The organism is Agrobacterium sp. D14 (assembly GCF_001526505.1).
Classification (GTDB): domain Bacteria; phylum Pseudomonadota; class Alphaproteobacteria; order Rhizobiales; family Rhizobiaceae; genus Agrobacterium; species Agrobacterium leguminum.
The window spans coordinates 1-26,386 of record NZ_ASXX01000033.1; the positions used below are offsets into that span (position 1 = coordinate 1).

Consider the following 26,386-nt stretch of genomic DNA (forward strand, 5'->3'; position numbering starts at 1 on the left):
GGCTGAAAAGACTCTTCTCGCCGCGTGAGGCCGCGTCGGTTGGATGCCCGCTCACGGCCGGTATGACGAAGAGATAGGAATGACATCACCACCCCGGAACCGCTTCACCCCGGCTTGCGTTCTTCGATATCCTCATCGATAGAGTCATTCCCGCCGTCTCTCCTTCGAAAGCATAAGCCAGCATGACGACAGACCAGATTCTCGCCTTCACCGTCATCGCCGGCATGATGGTCGCGTTCATCTGGGACAGGCTGCGTTACGATGTCGTCGCATGCAGTGCGCTGCTCGTGGCGGTGGCGCTCGGCGTCGTGCCTTTCGAAAAAGCTTTTTCCGGTTTTTCGGACGATATCGTCATCATCGTCGGCAGCGCGCTGGTGGTCAGTTCGGCGGTGGCGCGGTCGGGCATCGTCGATATGACGATCAAGAAATATTTCCCCGAAATGCACTCCAAGAGCCTGCAGCTCGCCTTCCTGATGATCGTCGTCGCCATTATGTCGGCCTTCATCAAGAATATCGGCGCGCTCGCCATCATGATGCCGGTCGCCTTCCAGTTCGCCCGCAAATCCGGCAGCCCGGTCTCCTATTATCTGATGCCCATGGCCTTTGCCGCCCTGCTGGGTGGGCTGATGACGCAGATCGGCACCTCACCCAACATCGTCGTCTCGCGGCTGCGCGAGGAGATGACCGGGCAGGGTTTTTCGATGTTCGACTTCACCCCCGTCGGCGCGGGGCTGACCGTCATCGGCATCATCTTCCTGACCTTCGGTTACCGGCTGCTGCCGGTGCGCAACCGCCAGCAGGCATCGGTGGAGGATATTCTCGACCAGTCGGCCTATACCGCCGAAGCCACCCTGCCCGCCGACAGCACCCATGCGGAGAAGCCGCTGCGCGAATTGCTGAAACAGGCCGACGGCGACGTGATCGCCAGCACGATCCTGCGCGGACCGCGACGCATCTCCCCCTTCCCCGACGTGACGCTGAAGGCGGGTGACACGATTCTCCTCGAAGGCAGCCCGGAGGGGCTGGACCGCATCGTCTCGCAGGCGAAGCTGCTGCTTTCCGGCAAGCCGCTGACGGAGAACGGCCAGAAAACCGCCGATCTCATCTCCATGGAAGCGGTAATCAGCAATGAATCGGTGCTGAGCGGCATTTCCGCGCGCGAGCTTTCGCTCTCCTATACGCGCGGCGTCAATCTGATCGCCGTCAGCCGGCGCGGCCAGCGTGTCAGCCAGCGGCTCTCCGAGCTGACATTGCAGGCCGGCGATGTCATTCTTTTACAGGGCAGCCGCAAGAACCTGCCGCAGGTATTGCAGGAATTTTCGCTCTTGCCGCTGGCGCAGCGGGAAATCCTGCTGGGCGTGCAGCGCCGCGCGCTTTTGCCGGTCATCGTGCTTGCTGCCGCCATGATCGCCGCCGGCAGCGGGCTGCTGCCGGTCTCCGTCGCCTTTTTCGCTGCCGCCTTCATGATGATCGTCGTCGGCGCAATACCGCTCACTGAGGTCTATAAATCCATCGACGGGCCGATCCTCGTCATGCTCGCCGCCCTCATTCCCGTCAGCGACAGCCTGCGTACCAGCGGGGCAAGCGAACTGATCGCCGCCTGGCTCGGCCATGCCGCACAGGGATTGCCGCCCTTTGCGGCGCTCGGCATGATCCTGCTCACCGCCATGGCGGTAACGCCCTTTCTCAACAATGCCGCCACCGTGCTGGTCATGGCCCCCATCGCCGCCGGTTTCGCCACCACGCTCGGTTTCCGGCCGGAGGCCTTCCTGATGGCGGTGGCGATCGGCGCGGGCTGCGATTTCCTCACCCCCATCGGCCACCAGTGCAACACGCTGGTCATGGGTCCGGGCGGTTATCGCTTCAGCGACTATCCGCGCCTCGGTCTGCCGCTGTCGATCATGATCGTCATCGCCAGCATTCCCATGCTGCTTTATGTCTGGCCAGTGAACTAGGACTCTCGGCTAGGACGCTGAACCAGCGCGGGCTTCGTATTTCCTTGACGCCTGCGGCAGAATATGGCCTAAGCCGAAGCCGAACGGGAATGTGCAAAAGGCGCTTTCATTGCGTCTTCCAACATGATTTCCTGCCGCATCCAAACGAAAACATCGTGACAGACGGGTGAAACCGCCCCGATGTCACTGCCACGTCACGACGAGTGAATTTCATGACCACTTCCGGCGTTCGCGTCCGCATCGCACCTTCCCCCACCGGCGAGCCGCATGTCGGCACCGCCTATATCGCGCTGTTCAACTATCTCTTCGCCAAGAAACACGGCGGCGAGTTCATCCTGCGCATCGAGGATACCGACGCCACCCGCTCGACCCTCGAATATGAGCAGAAGGTGCTGGAAGCCCTGCGCTGGACCGGGCTGACCTGGTCGGAAGGCCCTGACGTCGGCGGCCCTTACGGTCCCTACCGCCAGTCCGAGCGCAAGGCCATGTACTGGCCCTATGCCGAAGAGCTGCTGGAAAAAGGCCATGCCTTCCGCTGTTTCTGCACGCCCGAGCGGCTGGAAGAAATGCGCGAAGCCCAGCGCGCCGCCGGCAAGCCGCCGAAATATGATGGCCACTGCCTTAACCTCAAGGCCAAGGAAGTCACCGCCCGCGTCGCCGCCGGCGAACCCAACGTCGTGCGCATGAAAATCCCGACCGAAGGTTCGTGCGATTTCCATGACGGCGTTTATGGCGATGTCTCGATCCCCTGGGATTCGGTCGATATGCAGGTGCTGATCAAGGCCGATGGCATGCCGACCTATCACATGGCCAACGTCATCGACGACCATCTGATGAAGATCACCCATGTGGCGCGCGGCGAAGAGTGGCTGGCATCCGTGCCCAAGCACATTCTGCTTTACCGTTATTTCGGCTGGGAGCAGCCCACGTTTATGCATCTTTCGCTGATGCGCAATGCCGACAAGTCGAAGCTTTCCAAGCGCAAGAACCCGACCTCGATCTCCTATTATTCCGCGCTCGGTTACCTGCCGGAAGCGCTGATGAACTTCCTTGGCCTGTTCTTCATCCAGATCGCCGAAGGCGAAGAACTTCTGACCATGGACGAGCTGGCGGCGAAGTTCGACCCGGAAGCGCTGTCCAAGGCCGGCGCCATCTTCGACATCCAGAAGCTGGACTGGCTGAACGGCCGCTGGCTGCGCGAAAAGCTTTCGCCGGAGGAGTTCATTTCCCGCACCCTGGAATGGGCGATGGAAAATGCCCGCCTGACCGAAGGCCTGAAGCTTGCCCAGAGCCGCATTTCAAGGCTCGGCGAATTGCCGAACCTCGCCGGCTTCCTGCTGGCGAGCGATGTCGGCCTGACGCCGGCTTCCTTCGCCGGGCTCAAAAGCAAACCCGAGGAAATCCACGAAATCCTCACCACGGTTGCCGCCGATCTGGAAAAGATGCCGGACTGGAATGTGGAAGCGATCGAGGCCGAGCTGCGCGATGTCGCCGAACGCACCGGTAAGAAGCTGCGCGTCGTGACGCCGCCGCTCTTCGTCGCCATGTCCGGTTCCTCGCGCTCGCTGCCGCTGTTTGACTCGATGGCGCTGCTTGGCCGCTCCGTGGTGCGCCAGCGGCTGAAGATGGCGATTGCCGTTGTGGCCACGATGGTGGGCAGCGGAAGCTGATAGTTATGTGCTGGCGGTGACGCCGGCAGACTGAAATATACCCCTCTGCTCGGGGTACCCCCCTCTGCCCTGCCGGGCATCTCCCCCTCAAGGGGGGAGATCGACAAGCGGCTGACACCTTGCCCACGGAACGGGCGGGCGCGGCATCTGATCTCCCCCCTTGAGGGGGAGATGTCCGGCAGGACAGAGGGGGTAAGCCCGGAGCGCACAGGGTAACCGCAACGAACAAGGCCGCTGAAGGCGAATACGATGAACGACAAGACGACAGAAACCACCGCCCTCTCCTCCGACGCCACCGAGGTGCGCCGCCAGAAACTCGCGCTGCTGCGCGAGCAGATCGGCGATGTCTATCCGGCGCATTTCCACCGCACGCTGACCAATGCGGAGCTGGCGGAAAAATATGCCGATATCGAAGCCGACGTCGAAACCGGCGATACGGTGACGGTGGCCGGCCGCGTTTATTCCTCGCGCAATTCCGGCATGTTCATGGATATCCATGACGCCTCCGGCAAGGTGCAGATCTTCTCCCACAAGGATACGACGCCGGAAGCGGCGCGCAACCTGCTGCCGATGATCGATATCGGCGACATCATTGGCGTGACCGGCAAGGTGCGCCGCACCAAGCGCGGCGAGCTGACGATCAACGCTGAAGAAATCACCATGCTGACGAAGTCGCTGCTGCCGATGCCCGAAAAGTGGCATGGCGTCTCCGACATTGAGCTGCGTTACCGCAAGCGTCATCTGGATATCCTCTCCAACGAGGAATCCAAGCTGCGCTTCCTGCAGCGCTCGAAGATCCTCTCCGGCATCCGCCGCTTCATGGAGGCCGAAGGCTTCCTCGAAGTGGAAACGCCGATGTTGCAGACCATCTATGGCGGCGCAACGGCCGATCCGTTCAAGACCTTCCACAACACGCTAAAGATGGACATGTATCTGCGCATCGCGCCGGAACTGTTCCTGAAGCGCACGCTGGTTTCGGGCCTCACCGACAAGGTCTTCGAAATCAACCGCAACTTCCGCAACGAAGGCGTTTCCACAAGGCACAATCCTGAATTCACCATGATGGAGTGCTACTGGGCCTATGCCGATTACGAAGACATCATGGGTCTCGTGGAGCGACTGTTCGAGACGCTGGCGATTGCCCTGCACGGTACGACCGAGGTGGAATTCCAGGGCCAGACGATTTCCTTCAAGGGCCCGTTCAAGCGCGTGCCGATGCCCGACGCGGTGAAGGAAGCGACCGGTATCGACTTTCTCGCCATCAAGACCGACGAAGAAGCCCGTGCCGCTGCCAAGGCCGCCGGTTTTGCGGTGGAGAAGGACTGGACCTGGGGCGAATGCCTTGCCTTCATCTTCGAGGAGAAGGTGGAAGGCACGCTGATCCAGCCGAGCCACGTCACGCATTTCCCGAAGGACATCTCGCCCTTCGCCAAGGAAGTGCCGGGCGAGCCGCGCCTCGTCGAGCGTTTCGAAAGCTATTGCAACGCTTGGGAAGTGGGCAACGCCTTCTCCGAACTCAACGATCCGGAAGAACAGCGCCGCCGCATGGTCGAGCAGCTGGAACAGGCGCACGCCCGCGGTGAAAAGGACAAGCAGCTGGACGACGAATTCCTCGACGCCATCGACCAGGGCATGCCGCCCGCCGGCGGCCTCGGCATCGGCGTCGACCGCCTGATCATGCTTCTGACCAACGCCCCGTCGATCCGCGACGTCATCCTCTTCCCGGCCCGTCGCAACAAGGCGGACTGATCGGACGAAACCAGGGGCGGCCTCGCGGCCGCCTTCCGCGCCCCAACTTTCTTGCTAGTGGCGAAGGGGCGTATTTTCTTGACGTCGGAGAGTGTGGCGAGGTTTCGCCCCGTTTGTCTGTCGGTTTTCCCCTCCATAGATAGACGCTCGCAAGTAACTATCCGGCTTTCAGCGAACGGATCGCGTCAGTTTATTTAACTTTCAGTAGAATATACTGGCGACTTCCCCTCAACTTGTGATACCCATTCTCCATCATTCGCATTGTGTTTGACGGCTTTCGATCAGGAGCCGCCGGGGGAGATACGCATGCCCGAGAATGAGCTTCCCAAATACCAGCCCGATATGTTCGCCGCACCTGAAAAGGAATGCGACGTGGTGATGAAAGGCGGCATCACCTCCGGCGTCGTTTATCCCTATGCCGTTCTGGAACTGGCGCGCCGGTATCGCTTCCGCTCGATAGGCGGCACATCGGCCGGGGCGATTGCCGCCGCCTTTGCGGCGGCGGCGGAATATTCCCGCACGGTCAGAAACGATCCGGATGGCTTCATCCGCCTGCAGGCTCATTGCGACACGATACCCACTATTCTGGACAGGCTTTTCCAGCCGCAGCGCCGTTTTCGCCCGCTGATGCGTTACCTGCTGTGGGCGCAGGCCGGCGGCTGGCCGGGCAAGGTTTTGGGCTTGCTCCTGGCTTTTTCGCTGGCAGCCATAGTTGGCATTGTCATCGGCGCCGGCGCCTTGTGGGTTCTGGGCGGCGGTTGGGCCGGGTCGGTTCTCGGCGGATTGGTGGGAATGCTGGCCGGCATCCTCGGCCAGATCCTGTGGCTGGTTTTCTACCGGTTGCCAAGGGACGGCTTCGGTTTCTGCTCGGGACTAACGGTTTCCGATGCCGAGGTTCCGGGCCTCACGGAATGGCTTCACGCATCGATCCAGGACATCGCTTTCGGCAGCGACGCCGCAACCGCGCCACCGCTGACCTTCGGCGATCTCATCGGCGCGGAGCCGGAGAAGCCGGTCATCAACCTGAAGATGGTCACGACGAACCTGTCGATGCGGCGGCCGCACACGCTTCCGACCACCAATCTCATGGTGGCTTACGACCCGGCGGAATGGAGCCAGCTCTTTCCCGCGGCCGTGATGAACTGGCTGAAGCAGATCGCAACACCGGGCGGCCCCTTTCCCGAACTCAAGGCTTTTCCAGAACCCGCCCAGTTGCCGGTCATCATCGCGACACGCATGAGCCTGAGCTTCCCGGTGCTGTTCAAGGCCATTCCGGCCTATACCAACGATCGCGGCACGCTGGATATCGTGCAGCGTCTCGGCGGCAAAGCGCGGCCCGTCATGAAGGCGAAAATCTGGTTCTCCGATGGCGGCATCAGCAGCAACTTTCCCATCCATCTTTTCGATGCCCTGCTTCCGTCGCGTCCCACTTTCGCGCTTAGCCTCGATGAATTGCCGAAATCCATCGCCAGCAGCGGCAAGCGCGTCACGATCCCGCAAGCGGCGGGCGAAGGGATCGGCGTGCCCGTTCACAAGATGGAAAAAATGAGCGGCTTTCTCGGCAGCATCCTCAGTTCGGCGAAGGACTGGCAGGATCAGTCGCTCGCCACCATGCCGGGCCAGAGAGAACGCATCGCCTGCGTTTTCCTCAACGAGGAGGAAGGCGGGCTGAACCTCACCATGCCGCCGGAACGCTCTGCGAAGCTGATGAGCTACGGCCTCGAGGTCGGATCGCTCTTCGCCAACGGCGCGCTGGATTTCGACGAGCATCGCTGGCGACGGACGCTCGTTGCCTATGATCGGCTGGAAGACACGGTGTTTGCGACTGAGCGGCTGTGGAACGAAGGCAAATATCAAGACTGGCTGACGGGCTATATCGACGAGATCAAGAGCTACGAAGCCGTGACAAAGGGGGATCGGGAAAAGCTGATCGCCCGCATTGCCGCCTTTGCCGCCCTGTCGCAGAGTTTCTCTCCGGCAATCGCCAACAAACGGAAGAAATTTCCAAATCCCGCTGGCCGCCTGCGGATCGGGCCGGATATCTGACACGTCAGATGGGAGCCCCGGAAGGATTCGGGGAGAGAAACCGCCCTCGCCCGCTTAGTGGCTCGCGGCCTTTTTCTCCGCAGCGGGTTCTTCCGCCGGCGCATTTTCGGCAGCCGGCTTTTCTTCCGCCGCCTGCGCGGTCGTCGAGCCTTTGCCGAAGATCAGCGATTTCAGATAAGACAGGCTGAAGATGCTGCCGCCATCGGCTTCCGGCGTCGAGGTCAGAAGTTCGTCGGCAGCCGGTTCGCCATGCGCTTCGGGAGACGGGGTTTCGCCATGGTCGGCCCCGCCGTCTTTGGCTTCCGCCGGCGCGCCGCCGTGGCCGCCCGCCCCGTCATCTTTGGTTTCGCCGTGTCCCGTCGCACTTTTCGCGGGTTTTGCTTCATGGCCTTCAGAACCGCCATCGAGAGCCGGGGTCGCACAATCGGCCGAATCGCTGAGGCCTGCCGCCAGCGCCTCGGCATCTTCCAGCGGCAGATCGATGCGCAGGCCGTAAAACTGGCCACTGGCATTGGCGGCGCCATCGTAATAAAAGGCCGAATAACGATGGGCATCCGCGCCTTCGGGAATTTTTGCCGGATCGGGAATGAAAACCACCTGTGCGGCAATGGCACGGCCACGCATTTCCGAGCGCAGCTGCGGACCGTTCTTGTCGAGCACGGAGACCTGAACCAGATCGGGTTTCTGCTTGTCGTAAACCGCCTTTGCGACACGAAGCGCAGTCTTCAGCCGCTCTGTGCCGTCACCGCCCTGGGTACGAATGAATTTGCGGATCCATAGGGAACCGTTCTTGCGGATATTGACCGTCTGGACCGCGTCGCAGGAAAGCCCGTTGGTGGAGGCATAGGATGGGCCGAGCAGCCGCTCGCTGCCGATAAACACGGCAGCAGAGCCGGTCGCACCCGCCAAAAGCAGGATCCCGCCTCCAATCATAACGAGCTTGCGCGAAAACCGCATTCGTCCGAATACAGCTTTCACCCGCAACATCCTGACATCAAGTACCCCGTCTTACGCCCTCACCCCAAAACGTGGCTCGAAGGATGAGGAACACACGCGGGACAAGCTTCGGACCACGCTGTCCGAGCCTTGCGATAGTGCCGCTTTCTCATTGAAAAAAGTTTAATCCCGCCGGCGCAACACCGGCAAAAACGCACCATTTTCGGACATTTGCGAAATGCGCTAATTTGCGAATGATTTGCAATAGCGTTGACAAGCGTGATTTTATAACAGATGGTATTGCGAATTAATCGCAACAAAATCTGGTGAGCCCCGTGAACTTCCATAAAATCCGCCACACCATTTTCGCTTTTTCGCTTTTTCTTCCCGGCGCTGCCCTTGCTCAGGAAAAACCGACCGTCGTGACGACCTTCACCATCATCGCCGACATGGCGCGCAATGTGGCGGGCGATGCGGCCGAGGTGGAAAGCATTACCAAGCCGGGCGCTGAAATTCACAACTACCAGCCAACGCCGCGCGATATTCTTAAAGCCCGCAAGGCCGATCTGGTGCTTCGCAATGGCCTCAATCTTGAATTGTGGTTCGAAAAGTTCCTGGCCAATCTTTCCGGCGTGCCGAGCGTGACGGTGAGCGAAGGCGTGGAACCCATGGCGATCAGCGGCGGCGCCTATCAGGGCAAACCCAATCCGCACGCCTGGATGTCCCCCGATAACGCCTTGATCTACGTGGAAAATATCCGCAAGGGCCTGACCGAAATCGACCCCGCCCATGCCGATGTCTATGCCGCCAATGCCAAGGCCTATTCGGACAAGATCAGAGCCACCGTGCAGCCGATCCGCGACACGCTTTCCGTTCTGCCGGAAAACAAGCGCTGGTTGGTAACGAGCGAAGGCGCGTTTTCCTATCTCGCCCGCGATTTCGGCCTGAAGGAACTGTTCCTGTGGCCGGTCAATGCCGACAGCCAGGGCACACCGCAACAGGTGCGCGGCGTGATCGACGCCATGCGCGAGCACAATATCCACGTCATCTTCAGCGAAAGCACGGTTTCCGCCGATCCCGCCCAGCAGGTGGCCAAGGAAACCGGAGCGGCCTATGGCGGCATCCTCTATGTGGACTCGCTGAGCGAGGCGGACGGCCCGGTTCCGACCTATCTGGACCTTTTGCGCGTGACCAGCGAAACCATCGCCAAGGGGCTGTCTTCATGAGAATGGGCAGTAAAAAATCAGGCGGCGGCCTGACGGTTCAAAATGCGACAGTGACCTATCGAAACGGCCACACCGCATTAAGAAATGCCAGCTTTTCCATCCCCCGCGGAACGATCACTGCACTTGTCGGCGTCAATGGCGCCGGCAAGTCCACGATTTTCAAGGCCATCATGGGTTTCGTGCCACTGGCCGCCGGTTCCGTCTCTATTTTCGACCTGCCGGTGAAGGAAGCGCTCAGGAAAAACCTCGTCGCTTATGTGCCGCAGGCCGAGGAGGTGGACTGGAGCTTTCCGGTGCTGGTGGAGGATGTGGTGATGATGGGCCGTTACGGCCACATGAATTTCCTGCGCATCCCCTCGAAACGTGACCATCACATGGTCGAAGAGGCGCTGAAACGCGTCAATATGCTGGACTATCGCAAGCGCCAGATCGGCGAACTCTCCGGCGGGCAGAAGAAGAGGGTGTTTCTGGCCCGCGCGCTGGCGCAGGAGGGTCAGGTGATCCTGCTGGACGAGCCTTTCACCGGTGTCGATGTGACAACGGAAGAGCAGATCGTCGCACTTTTGAAGGCGCTGCGCGATGAGGGCCGCGTCATGCTGGTCTCCACCCATAATCTCGGCAGCGTGCCGGAATTCTGTGACCGCGCCGTCTTCGTCAAGGGCACGGTGCTGGCATCGGGCAAGACGGCGGATACCTTTAACGAGGAGAACCTGCAAAAAGCCTTCGGCGGCAGCCTGCGCCACTTCGTGCTTGGCGGGGCAGACCTGCATAACGACGCCGATCCGCGCCGGGTGAAGGTCATTACCGATGACGAGCGGCCTTTCGTGATCTACGGCAAGAATGGCCAGAACGGGCGCGACCCTGAGGCTCCGAAAGAAAAAGTCGATGATAAACAGCCTTCTTGAGCCCTTCACTTACGGTTACATGCTGAACGCCATCTGGGTCAGCGCACTGGTGGGCGGCGTCTGCGGTTTTCTCTCGGCCTATCTGATGCTGAAGGGCTGGTCGCTGATCGGCGATGCGCTGTCCCATGCCATCGTTCCGGGCGTGGCGGGCGCCTATATGCTGGGCCTGCCCTTTTCGCTCGGTGCGTTCCTTTCCGGCGGGCTTGCGGCCGGTTCCATGCTGTTCCTGAACCAGAAGACGCGGTTGAAGGAAGACGCGATCATCGGGCTGATCTTCACCTCGTTTTTCGGGCTTGGCCTGTTCATGGTGTCGCTCTCGCCCACCTCGGTGAATATCCAGACCATCGTGCTCGGCAATATTCTGGCGATCACCGCCGAAGACACCATCCAGCTCGCGCTGATCGGCGGCATCAGCCTCATCGTGCTGGCACTGAAATGGCGTGACTTCATGGTGGTGTTCTTCGATGAGAACCACGCCCGCACCGTGGGGCTGAAGCCGGAAGTGCTGAAGGTGATCTTCTTCACCCTGCTGGCCGCTTCCACGGTTGCCGCCCTTCAGACCGTCGGGGCCTTCCTCGTCGTCGCCATGGTGGTGACGCCGGGCGCCACCGCCTATCTCCTGACCGACCGTTTCGAGCGGCTGATCCTGATGAGCCTCATCATCGGCGCGGCCACCAGCTTCGTCGGCGCCTATCTCAGCTATTTCCTCGATGGCGCGACCGGCGGCGTCATCGTCGTGCTGCAGACCGCGATCTTCCTTGCCGCCTTCGTCTTTGCGCCCAAGCACGGGCTTCTCGCATCCCGGGCCAAAGCCCGCAAAGCGCTGGGGGAAACGCCATGAGCGAATATCTCGAACTCGCCATGCTGCCGTTTCAGTTGCCCTTCATGCAATATGCCTTCGTGATCACGTTGATGATCGCCGTGCCGATGGCGATGCTCTCCTGTCTTCTGGTGCTGAAGGGCTGGTCGCTGATGGGGGATGCGGTTTCCCACGCCGTACTGCCCGGCGTGGTGCTGGCCTATATCGTCAACATCCCGCTTTCCATCGGCGCCTTCATCGCCGGCATGATCTGCGCGCTCGGCACCGGTTTCATCAAGGAAAACAGCCGCATCAAGGAAGACACGGTGCTCGGCATCGTCTTTTCCAGCATGTTCGGGCTGGGGCTGGTGCTTTATGTGAAGGTGCAGAGCGATGTGCATCTCGACCACATTCTCTTCGGCGACATGCTGGGCATCGCGCCGTCGGACATGCTGGAGACAGGCCTGATCGCGCTGTTCGCCACGCTGTTTCTCGGCATTCTGCGCAAGGATCTGCTGGTCAACGCCTTCGACGCGCAGCATGCGAAAGCCATCGGCCTGCCGGTGCGTGTCCTGCATTATGGCCTGTTGATGGTTCTGTCGCTCACCGTCGTCGGGGCGCTGAAGGCGGTGGGTATCATCCTCTCGGTCGCCATGCTGGTCGCGCCGGGCGCAATCGCCTTCCTGCTGACCCGGCGTTTTTCCGCCATGCTGCTGGTGGCCATTGCGGTGGCGATAACCTCATCGCTGGCAGGCATATGGCTGAGCTTCCTCATCGACAGCGCACCGGCCCCCACCATCGTCATGTTCATGAGCCTTGCTTTCGTCGCCACCTTCATCCGCACCACCTGGAATGCCCGCCGGATCGATGCGGCGCGTGAAACGGGTTTCTAGAGCATTTCCAGGAAAAGTGGAGCCCGGTTTTCCGTCCGGAAATGCGCCAAAACAAAGAGTTAGAGTGTTTTCGCTATTCGAAGAAAAGCGAAAACACTCTAAAACAACGATTTTTGCGGGCGTATGGAACATTTTCGCCTTTTGCGCGTCATTTTACCGAGCCTGTCGCGGGGCGGCGGGCTCGGGAAAATTATGCAAAAGGGGAAGCGCCATGCTGAAGTGGGCTCTTATTTTCTTTGTTATCTCTTTGATCGCGGGCGTATTCGGCTTTACCGGCATTTCGGCAGCCGCGGCGGGCGTGGCCCGAATCCTGTTCTTCATCGCCGTGGTGATCTTCCTGGTCTTCCTCGTGCTTGCACTGATGGCCGGAAGCGCCGTCGTCTGAACGAAAAAGGCGACCGGTTTTCACGCCGGTTGCCTCTCCTCTCTCCCTTAAAAAGATTCAGCCAGTCCAGCCGCCGTCAATGACGTGAATCTGGCCGGTGGTGAAGCCTGCCTCATCAGAAGCGAGATACGTCACGAGTGCCGCGATTTCTTCCGGCGTGGCGATACGGCCCATCGGCTGGCGGGCGATGAAATCGGCCAGCGCCTGTTCGTAATTGCCGGTGGCGCGCAGGCGGTCATGCAAGGACGGGCTATCGACCGTGCCGGGGCAGATGGCGTTGCAGCGAATGCCCCTGGTGACGAAATCGGCGGCAATCGCCTTGGTCAGACCCACCACGGCCGCCTTGGAGGCGGTATAAGCGAAACGGTTCGGCACGCCCTTCACACTGGAAGCGACAGAGGACATGTTGACGATTGCGCCCTTGCCCTTTTCCAGCATGCCGGGCAGGAAGGCGCGGCAGGTGCGATACATGGCCTTGGCGTTGAGATCGAAGGAGAAATCCCAGTCCTTTTCTTCGCAATCGAGAATGGTGCCGGAATGAACGAAGCCGGCGCAGTTGAACAGCACATCCGCATGACCGATATCGGCGGCGAAATCCTTGACGCCATCGCCATCCAGCACGTTCAGAACCCGGGTTTCCGCACCCTTCAGCGTCGAAAGCGCCTGCTCATTGATATCGGTGGCGATGACGCGCGCGCCGAGCGAGACGAACCGCTCCGCCGCCGCCCGGCCGATACCCTGACCGGCGGCGGTGATCACCACTGTCCGGCCGTTAAAATCCTGCACCATGAATAGCCTCCCGCTAAGGCCCGCCCGCCCTTCGGGGACCGGACCGCTGAATTTCGATGATCTCAAATATGGATCGACAATTCATATGTAAACGCGGTATTCATATGGCGTCAAGCAAACTTGCGTGGATGTCGGCTATCGGGCAACCATATTTTCAGGCTACCCACCCGGCGACTGCGCAAAACACCATCGAGGCCAGATGACCGACGACGACAGCGAAAGATATCGCGCTCCCGCCCTCGACAAGGGTCTGGACATTCTCGAACTTCTGGCCCGCACCGATGGCGGGCTGACGCAGATCGAGATCGCCAAGTCTATCGGCAAAAGCCCGAACGAGCTTTATCGCATGCTGGACCGGCTGGTGCGCCGCGGCTATGTGCAGCGGCTTGACGGCGACCGCTTCTCATTGACGCTGAAGATGTTCGGGCTGGCGCATTTCCACGCGCCGATCCGCCGGCTGGTTTCTTTCGCCGCACCGGTCATGCGCGATTTTTCGGCGAGCGCCGAGCAGGCCTGTCATCTGGCGGTTTATGATCGCGGCAGCGTCGTTGTCATCGCCCAACAGGAATCGTCCACCTATTGGGCCATGTCCATGCGGGTCGGTGCGCAGATGAGCCTGTTCCACACCGGCTCCGGCCATGTGCTTCTGGCCTTCCAGACGGAAGCGCAGCGCCAGATCATGGTAACCGAACAGGTGCGCGGCGGCGGCGAAACCGTGCCGCCGGACCTTGCCGGGCGGCTGGCGGAGGTACGCAAAAACGGTTTCGAATCCATGGACAGCCTTCAGACCGCCGGCGTGCGTAATATTTCCGCCCCGGTGCTGACGCTGGACGGCACGGCGCTTGCCGTCATCACCTGCCCCTATATTACCCCCGCTTGGCGGCAAGGCCCCGACACGCGAGGCCTGTGAAGCGCTGATCCGCGAGGCGGCAAAGCGGATCTCCGAAGTGGCGACGGGAAACGGAAATTCCTGAAACGCACAAAAAAACGCGACCGGCAGGGACCCGATCGCGTTTTGAGTGACTGGAGATTTATATCTCTTAAACGTGGGGGAACGTGGATGGTTCCCCCTTTTTGTATCAGGCCGCAGCCAGCGTCAGTTCCTTGCGGACCATTTCGCGCAGCGTCACCAGATCCTTGGCGAAGAGGCGGATGCCTTCCGAGAGCTTCTCGGTGGCCATCGCATCTTCGTTGAGCGCCCAGCGGAATGCCTTTTCGTCGAGCGACTGCAGCGGCTCTGCCTTGATATTGTCGGGCGAAAGCTTGCGCTCCAGCTTGCCGCTGTCCTTGTCCAGCTCTTCCAGCAGCGCCGGGCTGATCGTCAGGCGGTCGCAACCGGCCAGCGCTTCGATTTCGCCGACATTGCGGAAGGAGGCGCCCATGACGACGGTGCTGATGCCATTGGCCTTGTAGTAATTGTAGATGCTGCGCACCGAAACGACGCCCGGATCGGTTTCGGCGGTGTAGGTCTCACCGGTGGACTTCTTGTACCAGTCGAGAATACGGCCGACGAAGGGCGAGATGAGGAAGACCTTGGCTTCGGCGCAGGCAATCGCCTGGGCCTGAGAGAAGAGCAGGGTCAGGTTGCAGTCGATGCCTTCGGACTGGAGAACTTCGGCAGCCTTGATGCCTTCCCAGGTGGAGGCGAGCTTGATGAGGATGCGTTCACGCTCGATGCCGCGCTCCTTATAGGCGGCGATAATGTGGCGCGCCTTGGTGATGGAGGCTTGCGTATCGAAGGAGAGGTCGGCATCGACTTCGGTCGACACACGGCCGGGAACGAGGCCGGCAAGAGCCGCACCGACGGAAATGGCAAGACGGTCGGCAACGGCAGCGACGACGGCGTCGGACTGGCCGCCCTGCTTCTTGCCCCAGGCGACGGCTTCCTTCACCGCATCGGCAAAGGCCGGTGTGCCGAGCGCTTTGAGAACGATGGTGGGGTTGGTGGTGCAATCCACCGGCTTCAGGCGCGCAACCGCCTCGATATCGCCGGTATCGGCAACGACCGTGGTGATGGCGCGAAGTTGTTCGAGTTTGGACGTCATATCGAATGATCCTTCATGATCTCTTGAAAACTTGCTCTGCCGTCATTTCGTTCCCGCACCAAGGGTGCGCCCAAGGCCGAAATCGCGGTTTGTCCGGCTCCGACTATCGCAAGCGGCAAGGTCGAAAGTCAAGACATTTGCGCATCGCAATTGACATAAGTTTCACGCCTGCGATACTCGGCCGCTAATAAAGAATGGCGGAAACCGTGGCGAAACTGAGAAGAGAAACCCATACGGCCTATTCGGAAGCGGCGTCTCTGCGGCTGCGCGCCGCATGGCTCTATTATAATCAGGGCATGACGCAGAAAGACGTCGCGGAAAAACTCGGCATCAGCCGCTCCACCGTCATCCGCCTGCTGGACGAGGCGATGAAACGCTCCGAAGTACAGATATGGATCAACGAAGGCATCGAGGACTTCGTCGAGCTGGCCGGCCGGCTGGAGGCGGCTTATGGGCTGGACGAGGCGGTGATCATCCCTTCCCCCGGCCCATCCCCGGATAAGACGAATGCCGAAGGCACGGCCAAGGCGGTCGGGCTGGCGCTTGGGCAATTCCTCTCCGAAGCGGTGCCGAACGAGGCCACCATCGGCGTCGGCTGGGGCCGCACCATGACCGCCTCGCTTTCCAGCTTCCGCCCGCCGCGCCGGGAAAATTGCAAGGTCGTCTCGCTGCTCGGCGGTATCGTCGCCGTGCACCAGACCAACCCGCTCGATTACACCTGGCGGCTGGCGAGCGCGCTCGGGGCGGAATGTTACATGTTCCTTGCGCCGCTGCTGGTGGATTCGGTTGAGACCAAACGGGCGCTGATCGAAAAATGCGGGCTTGCGACGCTTTACGATCTCGCCGAAACGCTCGATCTCGCCATCGTCTCCTGCGGCGATATCGGGCCGCATTCGACCTCGCTGTCGGAGGGTTTCATTTCCAAGGCGACGCTGCAGGAACTCATCGATGCCGGCTGCGTCTGCGACACCATGTTCAATTTCATCGATGCCGAAGGTCGCTCGGTCGATCACCCGATCAACCAGCGCGCCATGGCAATCGATCTCGACACGCTGCGCAAGGCGAAACACATCGTGCTGGCCTCCGGCGGCGCCCACCGCGCCATCGCCATCCGCGCCACGATCAAGCGGATCGGGTGCAATACGCTGATAACAGATGAGGCGGCAGCGCGAGCGTTGATGGAGCTGGTTTAGGCCTCGTCGGGCCATTCGCGAGCGGCATGTTGCACGAACAGGATTTCGACCTGTTGCTCCGTCACGCGATAGGCGACGATGTAGGGCAGGCCGGAAATAACCAGCTCCCTAGTCCCTTCGATTTCGCCACTGCGTCCTAAATGAGGATTATCGGACAAAAGACGTGCCGTCGTCTGGTGAATTGCCCTAACGACTTTTACTGCCGCACGCGGATTACGTTCGGCGATATAGTCGCCTATAGCATCAAGCTCCCGGAGATAACGCCGCGTCCAAACCAACCGCACGCGTTTCAGGCCTTGGCATATTTATTCAGAACGACGTTGATTTCTTCTTCAGTAACAAACTCCCCGGCATCGGCCTCCGCCAACCCTGCCCTCACGCCGCTCGTCCATTTCTCCTGCCATGCCAGAGAACGTCCATGAGAAAGCGCATCTTCTATGATGCGGCTTGGAGTCGAGTTCGAGCGCTCGGCCAAGATATCCAGCCGGTGTTTAAGATCGTCGGGAAGTTCAATCGTGCTTTTCATGGGCCAAGAATAACCGATCCCAGGCAGATCGGCAAAGACAATCCAAGCCTCGCCTCACACCTTCCCCGTTTCCCAGCCGAGCATCGCCCGCTTGCGGGTCAGGCCCCAGTGATAGCCCGTCAGCGCCCCACTTTTACCGACAGCGCGATGACAGGGAACCACGAAGGACACCGGGTTGGCGCCGACCGCCGCACCGACCGCACGCGACGCGGTGGGCTGGCCGATATCGCAGGCGATGTGCGAATAGGTAACCGCGCGGCCCATCGGGATTTTCAGGAGGCTTTCCCAGACCCGCACCTGAAAATCCGTGCCGAGCAGCACGACGCGCAGCGGCCTGTCCGCCGACCACATGGACGGGTCGAAGATGCGGGCGGCATAGGGCGCCGTCGCTTCGCGATCCTCGAGATATTCCGCATTCGGCCAGCGGCCGGCCATGTCCTCGAAACAGGCCCTTTCCTCGCCCGGATCGGCGAAGGCGCAGCCGGCAAGGCCACGATCTGTCACCATCACTAGCGCAAGACCGAAGGGCGAGGTGTGGAAACCGTAACGGATCGTCAGCCCGCCGCCCTTGGCCTTCCATTCGCCGGGCGACATGGCCTCATGGGTGACGAACAGATCGTGCAGGCGTCCGGGGCCAGACATACCGACCTCGATGGAAGTTTCCAGCAGCGGTAAATCCTCTTCGCGCAACAGCCGCTTGGCATGATCGAGCGTTACGGCCTGCAGGAATGCCTTGGGCGAAAGGCCGGCCCAGCGGGTGAAGGTCTTCTGCAATTGCGTCGGCGACTGGCCAAGCTCTGCGGCAATGGCTTCGAGGGAGGGCTGCTCGCGATAATCCAGCGTCAAAAGCTCGATAACCCCGCGCACCGTGTCGTAATCCGTTCCGATGGGGGTGATGTCTTCGTTCAGCGTAATATTGGCGTTCATCGCAAATCTCCTAACGGGTAAGAGAAAACCATTAAAGCGACTGCGTCTCCACCCGTTTCTTGCGCCCTGCTCCATTTCTACCGTCATACCGGCCTCGAGCCGGTATCCAGCCAGCCCAAGTCCTTGGGCTGAAAGGAGTCTTTTCCGCCGCGCGGACGCGCGTCGGCTGGATTCCGGCTCAGGGCCGGAATGACGGAGGGAGAGCTGGATTATCCTCTTACATCCGCCGCCGCACAGTCGCCAGCGCGCCACCAAACGCCTTCGCGAAACTTTCCCGGTCATCCGGATTGAGAAACGAACCGATATCGGTCGCCCGGCCTTCACCCGTCACATGCATGGAGACGATGCCGATCTCGTCATGCCGCCTCACCCTGAAGCGCGCCCAGAAGGGATTGAAGCGATGCTCCACCATCCGCCCGGCGGGAGAAAATTTGCGGATCGACAGGCTGGTGCGCGAGACGCTGACCTCTTCCCGCGCCTTCGCCGCCCGGTAATTGGCGCGGAAGGCGGCATAAAGCAGCAGGAAATCCAGCCCGAAGAACAGGCCGACCGGCCATGCCCCGGTGGCGAGGAAGAAGCCGCCATAGACAAGGCAGGCCAGGCCGGAGAAAAGCAGGAGCAGCCGGAAACCCCTTCTGCCAAGCGAACGGTGCGGAACGAGTTCCGCCGCGAAAATCGGCTGGTCGTTGAGCGTATCCACGTTGCTTTCCTCAAGGCGGGCTGGCTATAGATAGTCCATGACAGTCGCCAAAAAACGATCCAGCACCCAAACATTGAAAAAGTCAAATCCGGCATCCGCGCGCAAGCCGGCGCGGGTGAAAACGGCCTATTCGAAGGACGAGCTTACCGAAATCTTCCGGCGCTTTTCCATTCAGCGACCGGAGCCGAAAGGCGAGCTGGAACATACCAATCCCTTCACCCTGCTGGTGGCCGTGGCGCTTTCCGCGCAGGCGACCGATGTGGGCGTGAACCGGGCCACGCGCGCGCTGTTCAAGGTGGCCGATACGCCGGAAAAGATGCTGGCGCTCGGCGAGGAAGAACTGATCGGTTATATCAAGACGATCGGGCTTTACCGCAACAAGGCGAAAAACGTCATTGCCCTGTCGCAGATGCTGATCGACAATTTCGGCGGCGAGGTGCCGAAAACCCGCGAGGAGCTGGTGACCCTGCCGGGTGTGGGCCGCAAGACGGCCAATGTGGTGATGTCCATGGCCTTCGGCGTGCCCACGCTTGCGGTGGATACACACGTCTTCCGCATTGCCAACCGGCTCTGTCTTGCGCCGGGCAAAACCCCTGACGAGGTTGAAGACCGGCTGATCCGCATCATTCCCGAACAATATCTGTTCCATGCTCATCACTGGCTGATCCTGCACGGGCGTTATTGCTGCAAGGCGCGAAAGCCGGAATGCGAACGCTGCGTGATTGCCGATATCTGCAAATCGCCAGAAAAGACCTTCGATATTCCAGCGCCGCTGGTGGAATTACCCGCGCAGTTGTTCGGTGCGGCCGCTAGCGAATGAGGGATCGCGCCGGCTGACGGCCTTGTGCAGATGCACCATCATCGAGGCGGCAAAAAGCGGCGTCAACAGGTTGAGGAACGGCACCGCCAGGAAGGCCGCTATCACCAGCCCGGCCATGAAAACGGTGGTGCGGTGTTTTGAGCGGAACAACCTCGCTTCGGCGGGCGAGCGGAAACGCATCGCCGCGAATTCGAAGAATTCCCGGCCGAGCAGATAGCCGTTCACCAGAAAAAACGCGATGAGATTGATACCCGGCACCAGAAGCAGCAACAGCGCGACAAGGTTGCCGGCAATAACGACACCGAAGAACTTGATGGACGACAGAACGGCCTCGCCGACCGGCATCGCCTTGCCCGGCGGATCGTTCGGATAGCTCTTTTTCTCAACCACTTCGGCGACATCGTCGAGAAACAGGCCGGCAATGACGGCGGTGACCGGCGAAATGAGCAGCGCGAGCGCCAGCGCCAGCCCGATGCCGGCGAAAATGGCGAAAACGAAGGTTAGCCAGCCCGCCCAGTCCGGCACGCCGGGGATCAGCGTATCCACCCACGGCAGGGCGAAATAAATGAAGATCGACCGAATGGCGAACCACAGCGCCGCAAGCACGAGAAGCGTGAGCCCCAGAACCTTCCAGAAGACCGACCGGGTTTCGGCGGCAAAGAGATTGTGGAAGGCAAGCCTCGCCGCATCAAAAATCATCCGGAACTCCTCGACGCCTTTCGCGTTGAAACACACTTACCAGACGAGAGATAAGCGCTGCCCGCCCGCTCTGCAAGACGGGCGGAAATATGCCAAATGGCTGGATTTAAACCGCAGATGGAATTTCTCTTGAATAAAAGGTATCTCTAAAATATAATAATATACCTATTATATTTCGCATTCCGGTCCGGTGGAGGACAAGGCCGGAAAAGCTATCCCCCACCGTCAAATTGCGGTTCGCACGCTCGTTTGCGCGCGCGCATGCATCATCGTTCAATAAAGATAAAAGAATGAGGCGTTGGTGGAAAAGCTGCTGTTGAACCTTACGCGCGCCATGAAGGCAGGCACCCCTTCAGAGCGCAAGATCGCCAAATATCTGATCGAACATCTGGACGAATTGCCGTTCGAGACGGCGCAGACGCTGGCCGCCAAGCTGAGCCTCAGTCCGATGACGGTCGGCCGTTTCCTGCGTTCGCTGGGATACCGGCAATTCAGCGATATACGCGCCGATCTGCGCCATGCCGAAGAAACGGCCGGCGCGGACCAACCCGCCATGGCCGAAGGCGGCGAACGCCATTCCAACCCGTTTTCACAGCTTCTGTCCCAGCAGATTCAGGCCATCCAGACCGCTTTCGACATGACCACCCAATCGATCTGGCGGGTTGCCATGAACGAGATTGCCACGGCGGGCAGTGTTTTTCTGGCAACCTCTCCGGAAGGTCTCGATGCCGGGCGGCATTTTTACGGGCGGCTTCTGGAGAGCCGGGGCCATATCCATTATCTCGGCAGCGACAGCGCGGCCTATGTCGCCCTGTGGGATTTCGACCCCGCGCAGGCGCTGCTCGTCATCATGGATTGCGGCGGCGCCCTGTCGCCCCTGCAACGCCTGTCGGCAATGGCGCGCAAGAGCGGCTACAGGACATTGCTGATCACCACACGCTTTTATGAATGGGGACCGGAAAGCGCAGATCTCTGCCTTGCCATGCCGCAGGCGCAGAATGGCGGCCAGGGCCTGCTGCAACTGGTCTCCCTGCTGGAATTTACCCTTTGTGCTCTTGGCGCCAGCGCCGATGACAGCGGCAGGGCAAGGGCAAAGAACCTCACGGCCCTGAAACGCTCGCTGCGCAGTTGAACGACAACAGTGCGTGCTTATGGATCGAGCGGCCACAGCTTGTTTCTTCTCCCCGCCGGGGAGAAGGTCGCGGCAGCGGGATGAGGGGGCGACGGTAGAGATATTCGGAGAGCTTGCCCCCTCATCCGACCCTTCGGGCCACCTTCTCCCCACGGGGAGAAGAAAGAAGCGGCACCCGCCAGCAATGCGCTCTAACCTGCCATTTGCCTTTAGAAAATCAAAGGCTTTCCAGTTCCTGACGATGGCGGTACATGGCGAGAAAACGGCGATAATCCCGCTCATAACGCGGGCCACGCGCCGGATTGCCTGATATTTCCGCATTGCCCGGATACATGGCGGCCCCTGCTGCCGCAAGGTTCGCATGCACCCCGCCGGCCGTCGCCGCCGTCATGGCCGTGCCGAGCAGCACCGCATCGGCGGTGGCGGGAACCACGATACGCTTGCCCGTCACATCGGCATAAAGCTCCATCAGCAGCGGGTTCTTCACATGCCCGCCGGTAACGTGCAGGCTTTCCACCGCATAACCGAAACGCTCCATCGCATCGAGCACATGGCGGGCGCCAAGCGCAATGGCGACGGCCGTGCGCCAGTAAAGACGGCAGAGACTGTCGAAAGACGTATCCAAAGTCAGCCCGCTGATGACGCCGACGGCATGCGGGTCGGCAAGCGGCGAGCGGTTGCCGTGGAAGTCCGGCAGCACATGCAGCCGCTCGGCGAAGGCCTCGCCTTCGAGCGCGCGCAATTCCGTTACCCGCGCAACGATGCGGGCATGCAGCGCCGTATCCGGCTCACCGCCAGCCGCGTGCATGCGTACAATATGGTCGAGCAGCGCGCCGGTGGCCGATTGCCCGCCCTCCACCAGCCAGTGACCCGGCAGGATCGCCTGCCAATAGGGCCCCCAGAGGCTGTGGCCGGGCATCTGCCGTTCCGACATGGCGACAAGGCAGCTCGATGTACCGGCGATCAGCGCCACATGCCGGCCCACATCCGCAGACAGGCAGCCGCCCAGCGCACCGAGCGCGCCGGCATAGGCGTCGATCATACCTGCCGCCACCTGGCAACCGGTATCGAGACCCAGTTCGGCGGCGGCTTCGGGCGAAAGCGGGCCGATGCTATCACCCGGCATTACCGTGGTGTCCGGCAGCCCTGCCCGCTCTCTCAAATCGGCAAGGCCCGCCAATTCGAGGTAATCCGCCTGCCAGCCGGGATTTTCCTGCGCCAGAAAATTCCACTTCGCCGTCTGCGTGCAATTTGAACGCTGCGCTGAACCGGTCGCCTTCCACGTCAGGAAATCCGCCAGATCGAAGGCGAAGGACATGCGCGACCAGCTTGCCGGCATATGCGTCTTCAGCCACATCAGCTTCGGCATCTGCATTTCCGGCGAGACGCTGTTGCCGGCAAAATCCAGCACCCGGTGGCCGGATGCCGTCAGCCTATCGGCCTCCGATATCGCCCGGTGATCGAGCCAGACGATGGTGTCGAACCGGTCTTCACCGGTAACGGAAACCGAAACCGGCTCACCCCGCCCATCGCGGATGACCAGCGAGCAGGTGGCGTCGAAACCGATGGCGGCGATGCTGTGCGGTGAAACACCGGCCTCGGCAAGCGCCGCCCTCACCACGATGCAGACCGCTTTCCATATGTCGGTGGAATCGTGCTCGGCGTGGTTTTCCTGCGGCCTCTGCATCAGGATGGGATGGGTGGAGCGGGCAAGCAGCCGGCCGGCCGGATCGAAAATGCCGGCCCGGGCGCTGGCGGTGCCGACATCGACAGCGACGAGATTTTGACGCATCAAGACTGCAATTCCATCCCTTGCGCAACGACCCGGCGACGGCGGCAGGCAAAATCTGCTTCAGCCCGCATCACGTTCCATTTGGCCGTCAAAACCGCCCTTCCCCACATAGCTGCCGACAAGTTGGACCAAATCCGGCATCGCGTCAAACACCGCATCCGCGCCAAGCCCGGCGATCTTTTCACGGAATGCGGGAAAGCGCGCATGCGAACCGCCGGTAAAGGCAAAAACGCCCATGCCGGCCGCCTTTGCGGCGGCAATGCCGGCCGGGCTGTCCTCGATCACGATGCAGTGACGCGGCTCGACGCCCATTTCGCGCGCCGCATGCAGGAAAAGATCGGGCGCCGGTTTGCCGTTCTTCACCATGGTGGCGCTGAAGACATGCGGTTCGAATTTGTCGATCAGGCCCGTCAACCCCAGCGAATAACGGATGCGTTCCGGCTGGCTTGAGGAAGCGACGCAGCGCCGCAGCGGCAGGAGCCTGTCCAGCGTTTCGCCAATGCCGTCAATCGGCCGAAGCTCGGTGCGGAAACGCTCAAACAGCGTCGCCCGCATATGGTCGAGAAAATCGATGTCGGTTTCGACACCGTAGTCCTCAAACAGCGTCGCCGTCATGCTGGCGACACTGCGGCCGAGAAAGCGCTCATAGGCCTCTTCCTCCCCCATCGTCACGCCGAGATGGGAGAGCATGTCGAGAAGGACGGAGATGGAGACCGGCTCGCTATCGACGAGAACGCCGTCGCAGTCGAAAATCAAAAGGGGCCCGGTCTCGTCTTCCATCTCTCAGTCACTTTTCAGCCAGCTTGTCATCCAGATAAAGCTGCAAGGTCTTCGCCGTGCCTTCTTGCCACAGCGTCTTCAATGCATGGGCAAAGCGTTTACGGAAAAGCTCCGATTCGGCAACTGTTCCGAAGATATCCTCAAGCGCGAGGAAGGCCATCGGATCGTCCTTGGCCTTGATCGCCGCCGCTTGAAGCCGCTCGGCGCTGGCATCGTTGAAGGCGATTTCCTTGCCGCTGTCGGAGGTGCCCTGGAAATAACGGCACCACAGCGCCGAAACCAGCGAAAGGCCGACGATATCCTCGCTGCGCGCCAGACGGTCGGCGGTGGATGGCAGGATGAATTTCGGCTGGCGGTTGGAACCGTCCTGCGCCAGACGCGGAATGGTGTCGCCGATCTTCGGATTGAGGAAACGCCGCTCGATCAGCGCGAAATAATCGGCAAGATTCGTATCGGGAACCGGCGGAATGACCGGAATGATCTCTTCATTTTCGAGCTTTGCCAGAAATGCCCGGATCAGCGGATGTTCCATCGCCTCATGCACGAAATGGATGTCGAGCAACGCCGCCGGATAGGCGATTGCCGCGTGGCCGCCATTGAGGATGCGGATTTTCATGTGCTCATAGGGCGCAACGTCCCTGACAAACTGTACGCCGGCCTTTTCCAGCGCCGGGCGACCGGCGGGGAAATTATCCTCCATCACCCATTGCTTGAACTCCTCGCAGAAAACCGGCCAGTTGTCCTCGATGCCGAAATCGTCGCGGGCAATATTGCGTTCGCGCTCGCCTGTCGCGGGCGTGATGCGGTCGACCATGGAATTCGGGAAAGCGACATTTTCGCCGATCCAGTTGGCAAAGGCCGGATCGGACAGGGCCGCGAGCCCAACCACGGCATTTTTCGTGACCTTGCCATTATGCGGAATGTTGTCGCAGGACATGACGGTGAAGGGTTGCAGCCCCTTGTCGCGCCGCGCCTTCAGCCCGGCGACGATGAGGCCGAACACGGTTTTTGGCGAAGCCGGGTTCTTGCCGTCCTCGGCAATGGCCGGATGCTGCGGGTTGAAGGAACCGGAAGCATCGATGAAATAACCGCCCTCGGTAATCGTCATCGAGACGATGCGGATTTTCGGATCGGAGAGCGTATCGATGATGGCCTTGCTGTCGCCAACCGGCAATATGTCGATCATCGGGCCGGTGACGCGCGCGCCGGTGCGGTTATTGTCCTGCTCCACCACCGTGGTCAGAAAGTCCTGCGCAGCGAGTTTCTCACGCATCACCGCGTCCGACGGCAGAACGCCCGCGCCGATGATGGCGAAGTCATGGTCCGCGCCCGTGTTGAAGAGGTCATCCAGATAAACCGCCTGATGGGCGCGGTGGAAATTGCCAACGCCGAAATGCACGATGCCGGCGGAAAGATCGGTCCGGGAATAGGCCGGAACAGCCGCGGTTTTTCTGGCGTCGTCAAGCGTTGCGAGGGAGAGTTTGCATGTCATGTCACGATCCTCGAAGGGGAAACGTTGTTCGTGCCAAGGCCGGGCGGCAGGCGCCCGATACTCAGCTCATCCAGTTGCCGCCATCGACATTATAGGTCTGGGCGACGATGTATTCGGCCTCATCGGAGGCAAGGAAGATCGCCATGCCGGTCAGGTCTTCGGCACGGCCCATGCGGCCGAAGGGCACGGCCTCCCCGACCAGCCGCTTCTTTTCACCGGCCGGGCGGTTTTCATATTTCGCAAACAGCGCATCCACGCCGTCCCAGTGCTCGCCATCGACCACGCCCGGCGCAATCGCATTGACGTTGATGCCGTGTTTGATGAGATCGAGCCCGGCCGATTGGGTGAGGCTGATGACGGCGGCCTTGGTGGCGCAATAAACCGCCACCAAGGCCTCGCCGCGCCGGCCCGCCTGGCTTGCCATGTTGATGATCTTGCCGCCTTTTCCCCGAGCGATCATTGTTTTTGCGGCGGCCTGCATCATGAACAGCGTGCCGGACACGTTGATCGAAAACAGTCTTTCGTAGCTCTCACGTCTGATCTCGACAATCGGTGCGAGGTCGAACAGCGCGGCATTGTTGATGAGGATATCGAGCCCGCCCGTCTGGCCTTCCACCGTGCGGATGGTGGTGTCGATGGAATGCTGCTTGGTGACATCGAGTTCGACGGCATAGGCGTTCTCGCCGATCTCGCGGGCGGTCTTGCTGGCGCGCTCGAAATCGATATCGGCAATGGCGACGGTTGCCCCCTCACGTATATAGGCCTCCGCAAAGGCACGGCCGATGCCGCGCGCCGAACCTGTTATAAGCGCGGATTTGCCTTCCAGTCTTCCCGTCATATCGCCTTACCCTTTTCTTCGAACCTGTGGATCTTGGTATCATCCGGCGTGATGAACACGGTATCGCCGTGTTTGCATTCGAACTCACC

The 26,386-nt window shown here is 60.7% G+C and carries 24 protein-coding genes and 1 pseudogene; 13 read left to right on the forward strand and 12 right to left on the reverse strand.

The genetic code is table 11. From position 1 onward, the window contains the following. Positions 1 to 182: 182 nt before the first annotated feature. From L901_RS18820 to L901_RS18835, 4 genes are all read left to right on the forward strand, one after another. On the forward strand, positions 183 to 1,955 hold the full coding sequence (locus tag L901_RS18820) for an SLC13 family permease (protein ID WP_059759520.1): 1,773 nt from the start codon (positions 183 to 185) through the stop codon (positions 1,953 to 1,955). 212 nt (positions 1,956 to 2,167) lie between these two features. Then, positions 2,168 to 3,625: a glutamate--tRNA ligase gene (gltX, locus tag L901_RS18825; RefSeq protein ID WP_059759548.1), complete on the forward strand. Its 1,458-nt coding sequence runs from the start codon at positions 2,168 to 2,170 to the stop codon at positions 3,623 to 3,625. A gap of 249 nt (positions 3,626 to 3,874) precedes the next feature. Then, positions 3,875 to 5,374 (forward strand): lysine--tRNA ligase, encoded by a 1,500-nt coding sequence (gene lysS / locus L901_RS18830; protein WP_059759522.1) that lies wholly within the window; start codon positions 3,875 to 3,877, stop codon positions 5,372 to 5,374. Positions 5,375 to 5,680: 306 nt separating this feature from the next. Next, positions 5,681 to 7,420 (forward strand): patatin-like phospholipase family protein, encoded by a 1,740-nt coding sequence (locus L901_RS18835; RefSeq protein WP_059759523.1) that lies wholly within the window; start codon positions 5,681 to 5,683, stop codon positions 7,418 to 7,420. 54 nt (positions 7,421 to 7,474) lie between these two features. Here the strand turns inward: L901_RS18835 and L901_RS18840 are convergent, their stop codons facing one another. Beyond that, positions 7,475 to 8,377 (reverse strand): hypothetical protein, encoded by a 903-nt coding sequence (locus tag L901_RS18840; protein WP_059759525.1) that lies wholly within the window; start codon positions 8,375 to 8,377, stop codon positions 7,475 to 7,477. Positions 8,378 to 8,691: 314 nt separating this feature from the next. Here L901_RS18840 and L901_RS18845 point away from each other — a divergent pair, with 314 nt between their 5' ends. The 5 genes from L901_RS18845 to L901_RS26490 all read left to right on the forward strand — a co-directional run bounded on the left by L901_RS18845 (position 8,692) and on the right by L901_RS26490 (position 12,564). Further along, positions 8,692 to 9,582, forward strand: a complete 891-nt coding sequence (locus L901_RS18845) for a metal ABC transporter substrate-binding protein (RefSeq protein WP_059759527.1) — start codon at positions 8,692 to 8,694, stop codon at positions 9,580 to 9,582. After that, the gene (locus L901_RS18850; protein ID WP_003523118.1) at positions 9,579 to 10,487 is read left to right on the forward strand and encodes a manganese/iron ABC transporter ATP-binding protein; all 909 of its coding nucleotides are present in this window, start codon (positions 9,579 to 9,581) and stop codon (positions 10,485 to 10,487) included. Before L901_RS18845 ends, L901_RS18850 begins: the two co-directional genes overlap by 4 nt. Further along, positions 10,468 to 11,328, forward strand: a complete 861-nt coding sequence (locus L901_RS18855; protein ID WP_035260059.1) for a metal ABC transporter permease — start codon at positions 10,468 to 10,470, stop codon at positions 11,326 to 11,328. Before L901_RS18850 ends, L901_RS18855 begins: the two co-directional genes overlap by 20 nt. Further along, a complete protein-coding gene (locus tag L901_RS18860; RefSeq protein WP_059759528.1) occupies positions 11,325 to 12,179 on the forward strand; it encodes a metal ABC transporter permease in 855 nt (284 codons plus the stop codon). The genes L901_RS18855 and L901_RS18860 overlap by 4 nt, the downstream gene beginning before the upstream one ends. Positions 12,180 to 12,390: 211 nt before the next feature. Further along, positions 12,391 to 12,564, forward strand: a complete 174-nt coding sequence (locus tag L901_RS26490) for a DUF1328 domain-containing protein (protein WP_003499086.1) — start codon at positions 12,391 to 12,393, stop codon at positions 12,562 to 12,564. 57 nt (positions 12,565 to 12,621) lie between these two features. On the opposite strand, the gene L901_RS18865 is transcribed toward L901_RS26490, so the two are convergent. Beyond that, positions 12,622 to 13,353, reverse strand: a complete 732-nt coding sequence (locus L901_RS18865; protein WP_059759530.1) for an SDR family oxidoreductase — start codon at positions 13,351 to 13,353, stop codon at positions 12,622 to 12,624. Positions 13,354 to 13,552: 199 nt separating this feature from the next. Between L901_RS18865 and L901_RS18870 the strand changes: the two are divergent. Continuing rightward, positions 13,553 to 14,327, forward strand: a pseudogene (locus tag L901_RS18870) (IclR family transcriptional regulator). A gap of 105 nt (positions 14,328 to 14,432) precedes the next feature. Here the strand turns inward: L901_RS18870 and tal are convergent. Then, positions 14,433 to 15,398, reverse strand: coding sequence for a transaldolase (tal, locus tag L901_RS18875; RefSeq protein ID WP_003523123.1), 966 nt, complete (start codon positions 15,396 to 15,398; stop codon positions 14,433 to 14,435). Between the two features lie 206 nt (positions 15,399 to 15,604). Between tal and L901_RS18880 the strand changes: the two genes are divergently transcribed. Then, positions 15,605 to 16,591 (forward strand): sugar-binding transcriptional regulator, encoded by a 987-nt coding sequence (locus tag L901_RS18880; protein WP_059759550.1) that lies wholly within the window; start codon positions 15,605 to 15,607, stop codon positions 16,589 to 16,591. On the opposite strand, the gene L901_RS18885 is transcribed toward L901_RS18880, so the two are convergent. The 4 genes from L901_RS18885 to L901_RS18900 form a co-directional block, all read right to left on the reverse strand. Then, positions 16,588 to 16,875 carry a type II toxin-antitoxin system mRNA interferase toxin, RelE/StbE family gene (locus tag L901_RS18885; protein ID WP_059759532.1) on the reverse strand — a complete coding sequence of 96 codons (288 nt, stop codon included), beginning with the start codon at positions 16,873 to 16,875 and terminating at the stop codon, positions 16,588 to 16,590. The genes L901_RS18880 and L901_RS18885 overlap by 4 nt on opposite strands. A gap of 5 nt (positions 16,876 to 16,880) precedes the next feature. Continuing rightward, positions 16,881 to 17,117, reverse strand: a complete 237-nt coding sequence (locus tag L901_RS18890) for a CopG family ribbon-helix-helix protein (RefSeq protein ID WP_035228253.1) — start codon at positions 17,115 to 17,117, stop codon at positions 16,881 to 16,883. Positions 17,118 to 17,171: 54 nt separating this feature from the next. Next, positions 17,172 to 18,044, reverse strand: a complete 873-nt coding sequence (locus L901_RS18895; protein WP_059759534.1) for a bifunctional helix-turn-helix domain-containing protein/methylated-DNA--[protein]-cysteine S-methyltransferase — start codon at positions 18,042 to 18,044, stop codon at positions 17,172 to 17,174. A 217-nt stretch (positions 18,045 to 18,261) separates the two neighbouring features. Next, complete coding sequence (locus L901_RS18900) at positions 18,262 to 18,744, reverse strand: DUF2244 domain-containing protein (RefSeq protein ID WP_003523126.1); 483 nt, start codon at positions 18,742 to 18,744, stop codon at positions 18,262 to 18,264. A 37-nt stretch (positions 18,745 to 18,781) separates the two neighbouring features. On the opposite strand from L901_RS18900, the gene nth reads away from it, so the two are divergent. Then, a complete protein-coding gene (gene nth, locus L901_RS18905; protein ID WP_035239600.1) occupies positions 18,782 to 19,564 on the forward strand; it encodes an endonuclease III in 783 nt (260 codons plus the stop codon). Here the strand turns inward: nth and L901_RS18910 are convergent. Then, positions 19,526 to 20,263, reverse strand: coding sequence for a sulfate transporter family protein (locus L901_RS18910; protein ID WP_059759536.1), 738 nt, complete (start codon positions 20,261 to 20,263; stop codon positions 19,526 to 19,528). The two genes, nth and L901_RS18910, sit on opposite strands and share 39 nt — an antisense overlap. Positions 20,264 to 20,561: 298 nt before the next feature. On the opposite strand from L901_RS18910, the gene L901_RS18915 reads away from it, so the two are divergent. After that, entirely contained in the window at positions 20,562 to 21,395 is an 834-nt protein-coding gene (locus L901_RS18915; RefSeq protein WP_059759538.1) for a MurR/RpiR family transcriptional regulator, read from the forward strand. Positions 21,396 to 21,612: 217 nt separating this feature from the next. Here the strand turns inward: L901_RS18915 and L901_RS18920 are convergent, their stop codons facing one another. The 4 genes from L901_RS18920 to L901_RS18935 form a co-directional block, all read right to left on the reverse strand. Next, the gene (locus L901_RS18920; protein ID WP_059759540.1) at positions 21,613 to 23,187 is read right to left on the reverse strand and encodes an FGGY-family carbohydrate kinase; all 1,575 of its coding nucleotides are present in this window, start codon (positions 23,185 to 23,187) and stop codon (positions 21,613 to 21,615) included. A 60-nt stretch (positions 23,188 to 23,247) separates the two neighbouring features. Continuing rightward, on the reverse strand, positions 23,248 to 23,967 hold the full coding sequence (locus tag L901_RS18925; protein ID WP_059759542.1) for an HAD family hydrolase: 720 nt from the start codon (positions 23,965 to 23,967) through the stop codon (positions 23,248 to 23,250). A 7-nt stretch (positions 23,968 to 23,974) separates the two neighbouring features. Beyond that, positions 23,975 to 25,459 carry a mannitol dehydrogenase family protein gene (locus L901_RS18930; RefSeq protein ID WP_059759544.1) on the reverse strand — a complete coding sequence of 495 codons (1,485 nt, stop codon included), beginning with the start codon at positions 25,457 to 25,459 and terminating at the stop codon, positions 23,975 to 23,977. A 61-nt stretch (positions 25,460 to 25,520) separates the two neighbouring features. Then, positions 25,521 to 26,297: an L-iditol 2-dehydrogenase gene (locus tag L901_RS18935; protein ID WP_059759546.1), complete on the reverse strand. Its 777-nt coding sequence runs from the start codon at positions 26,295 to 26,297 to the stop codon at positions 25,521 to 25,523. Between the last annotated feature and the right edge of the window lie 89 nt (positions 26,298 to 26,386).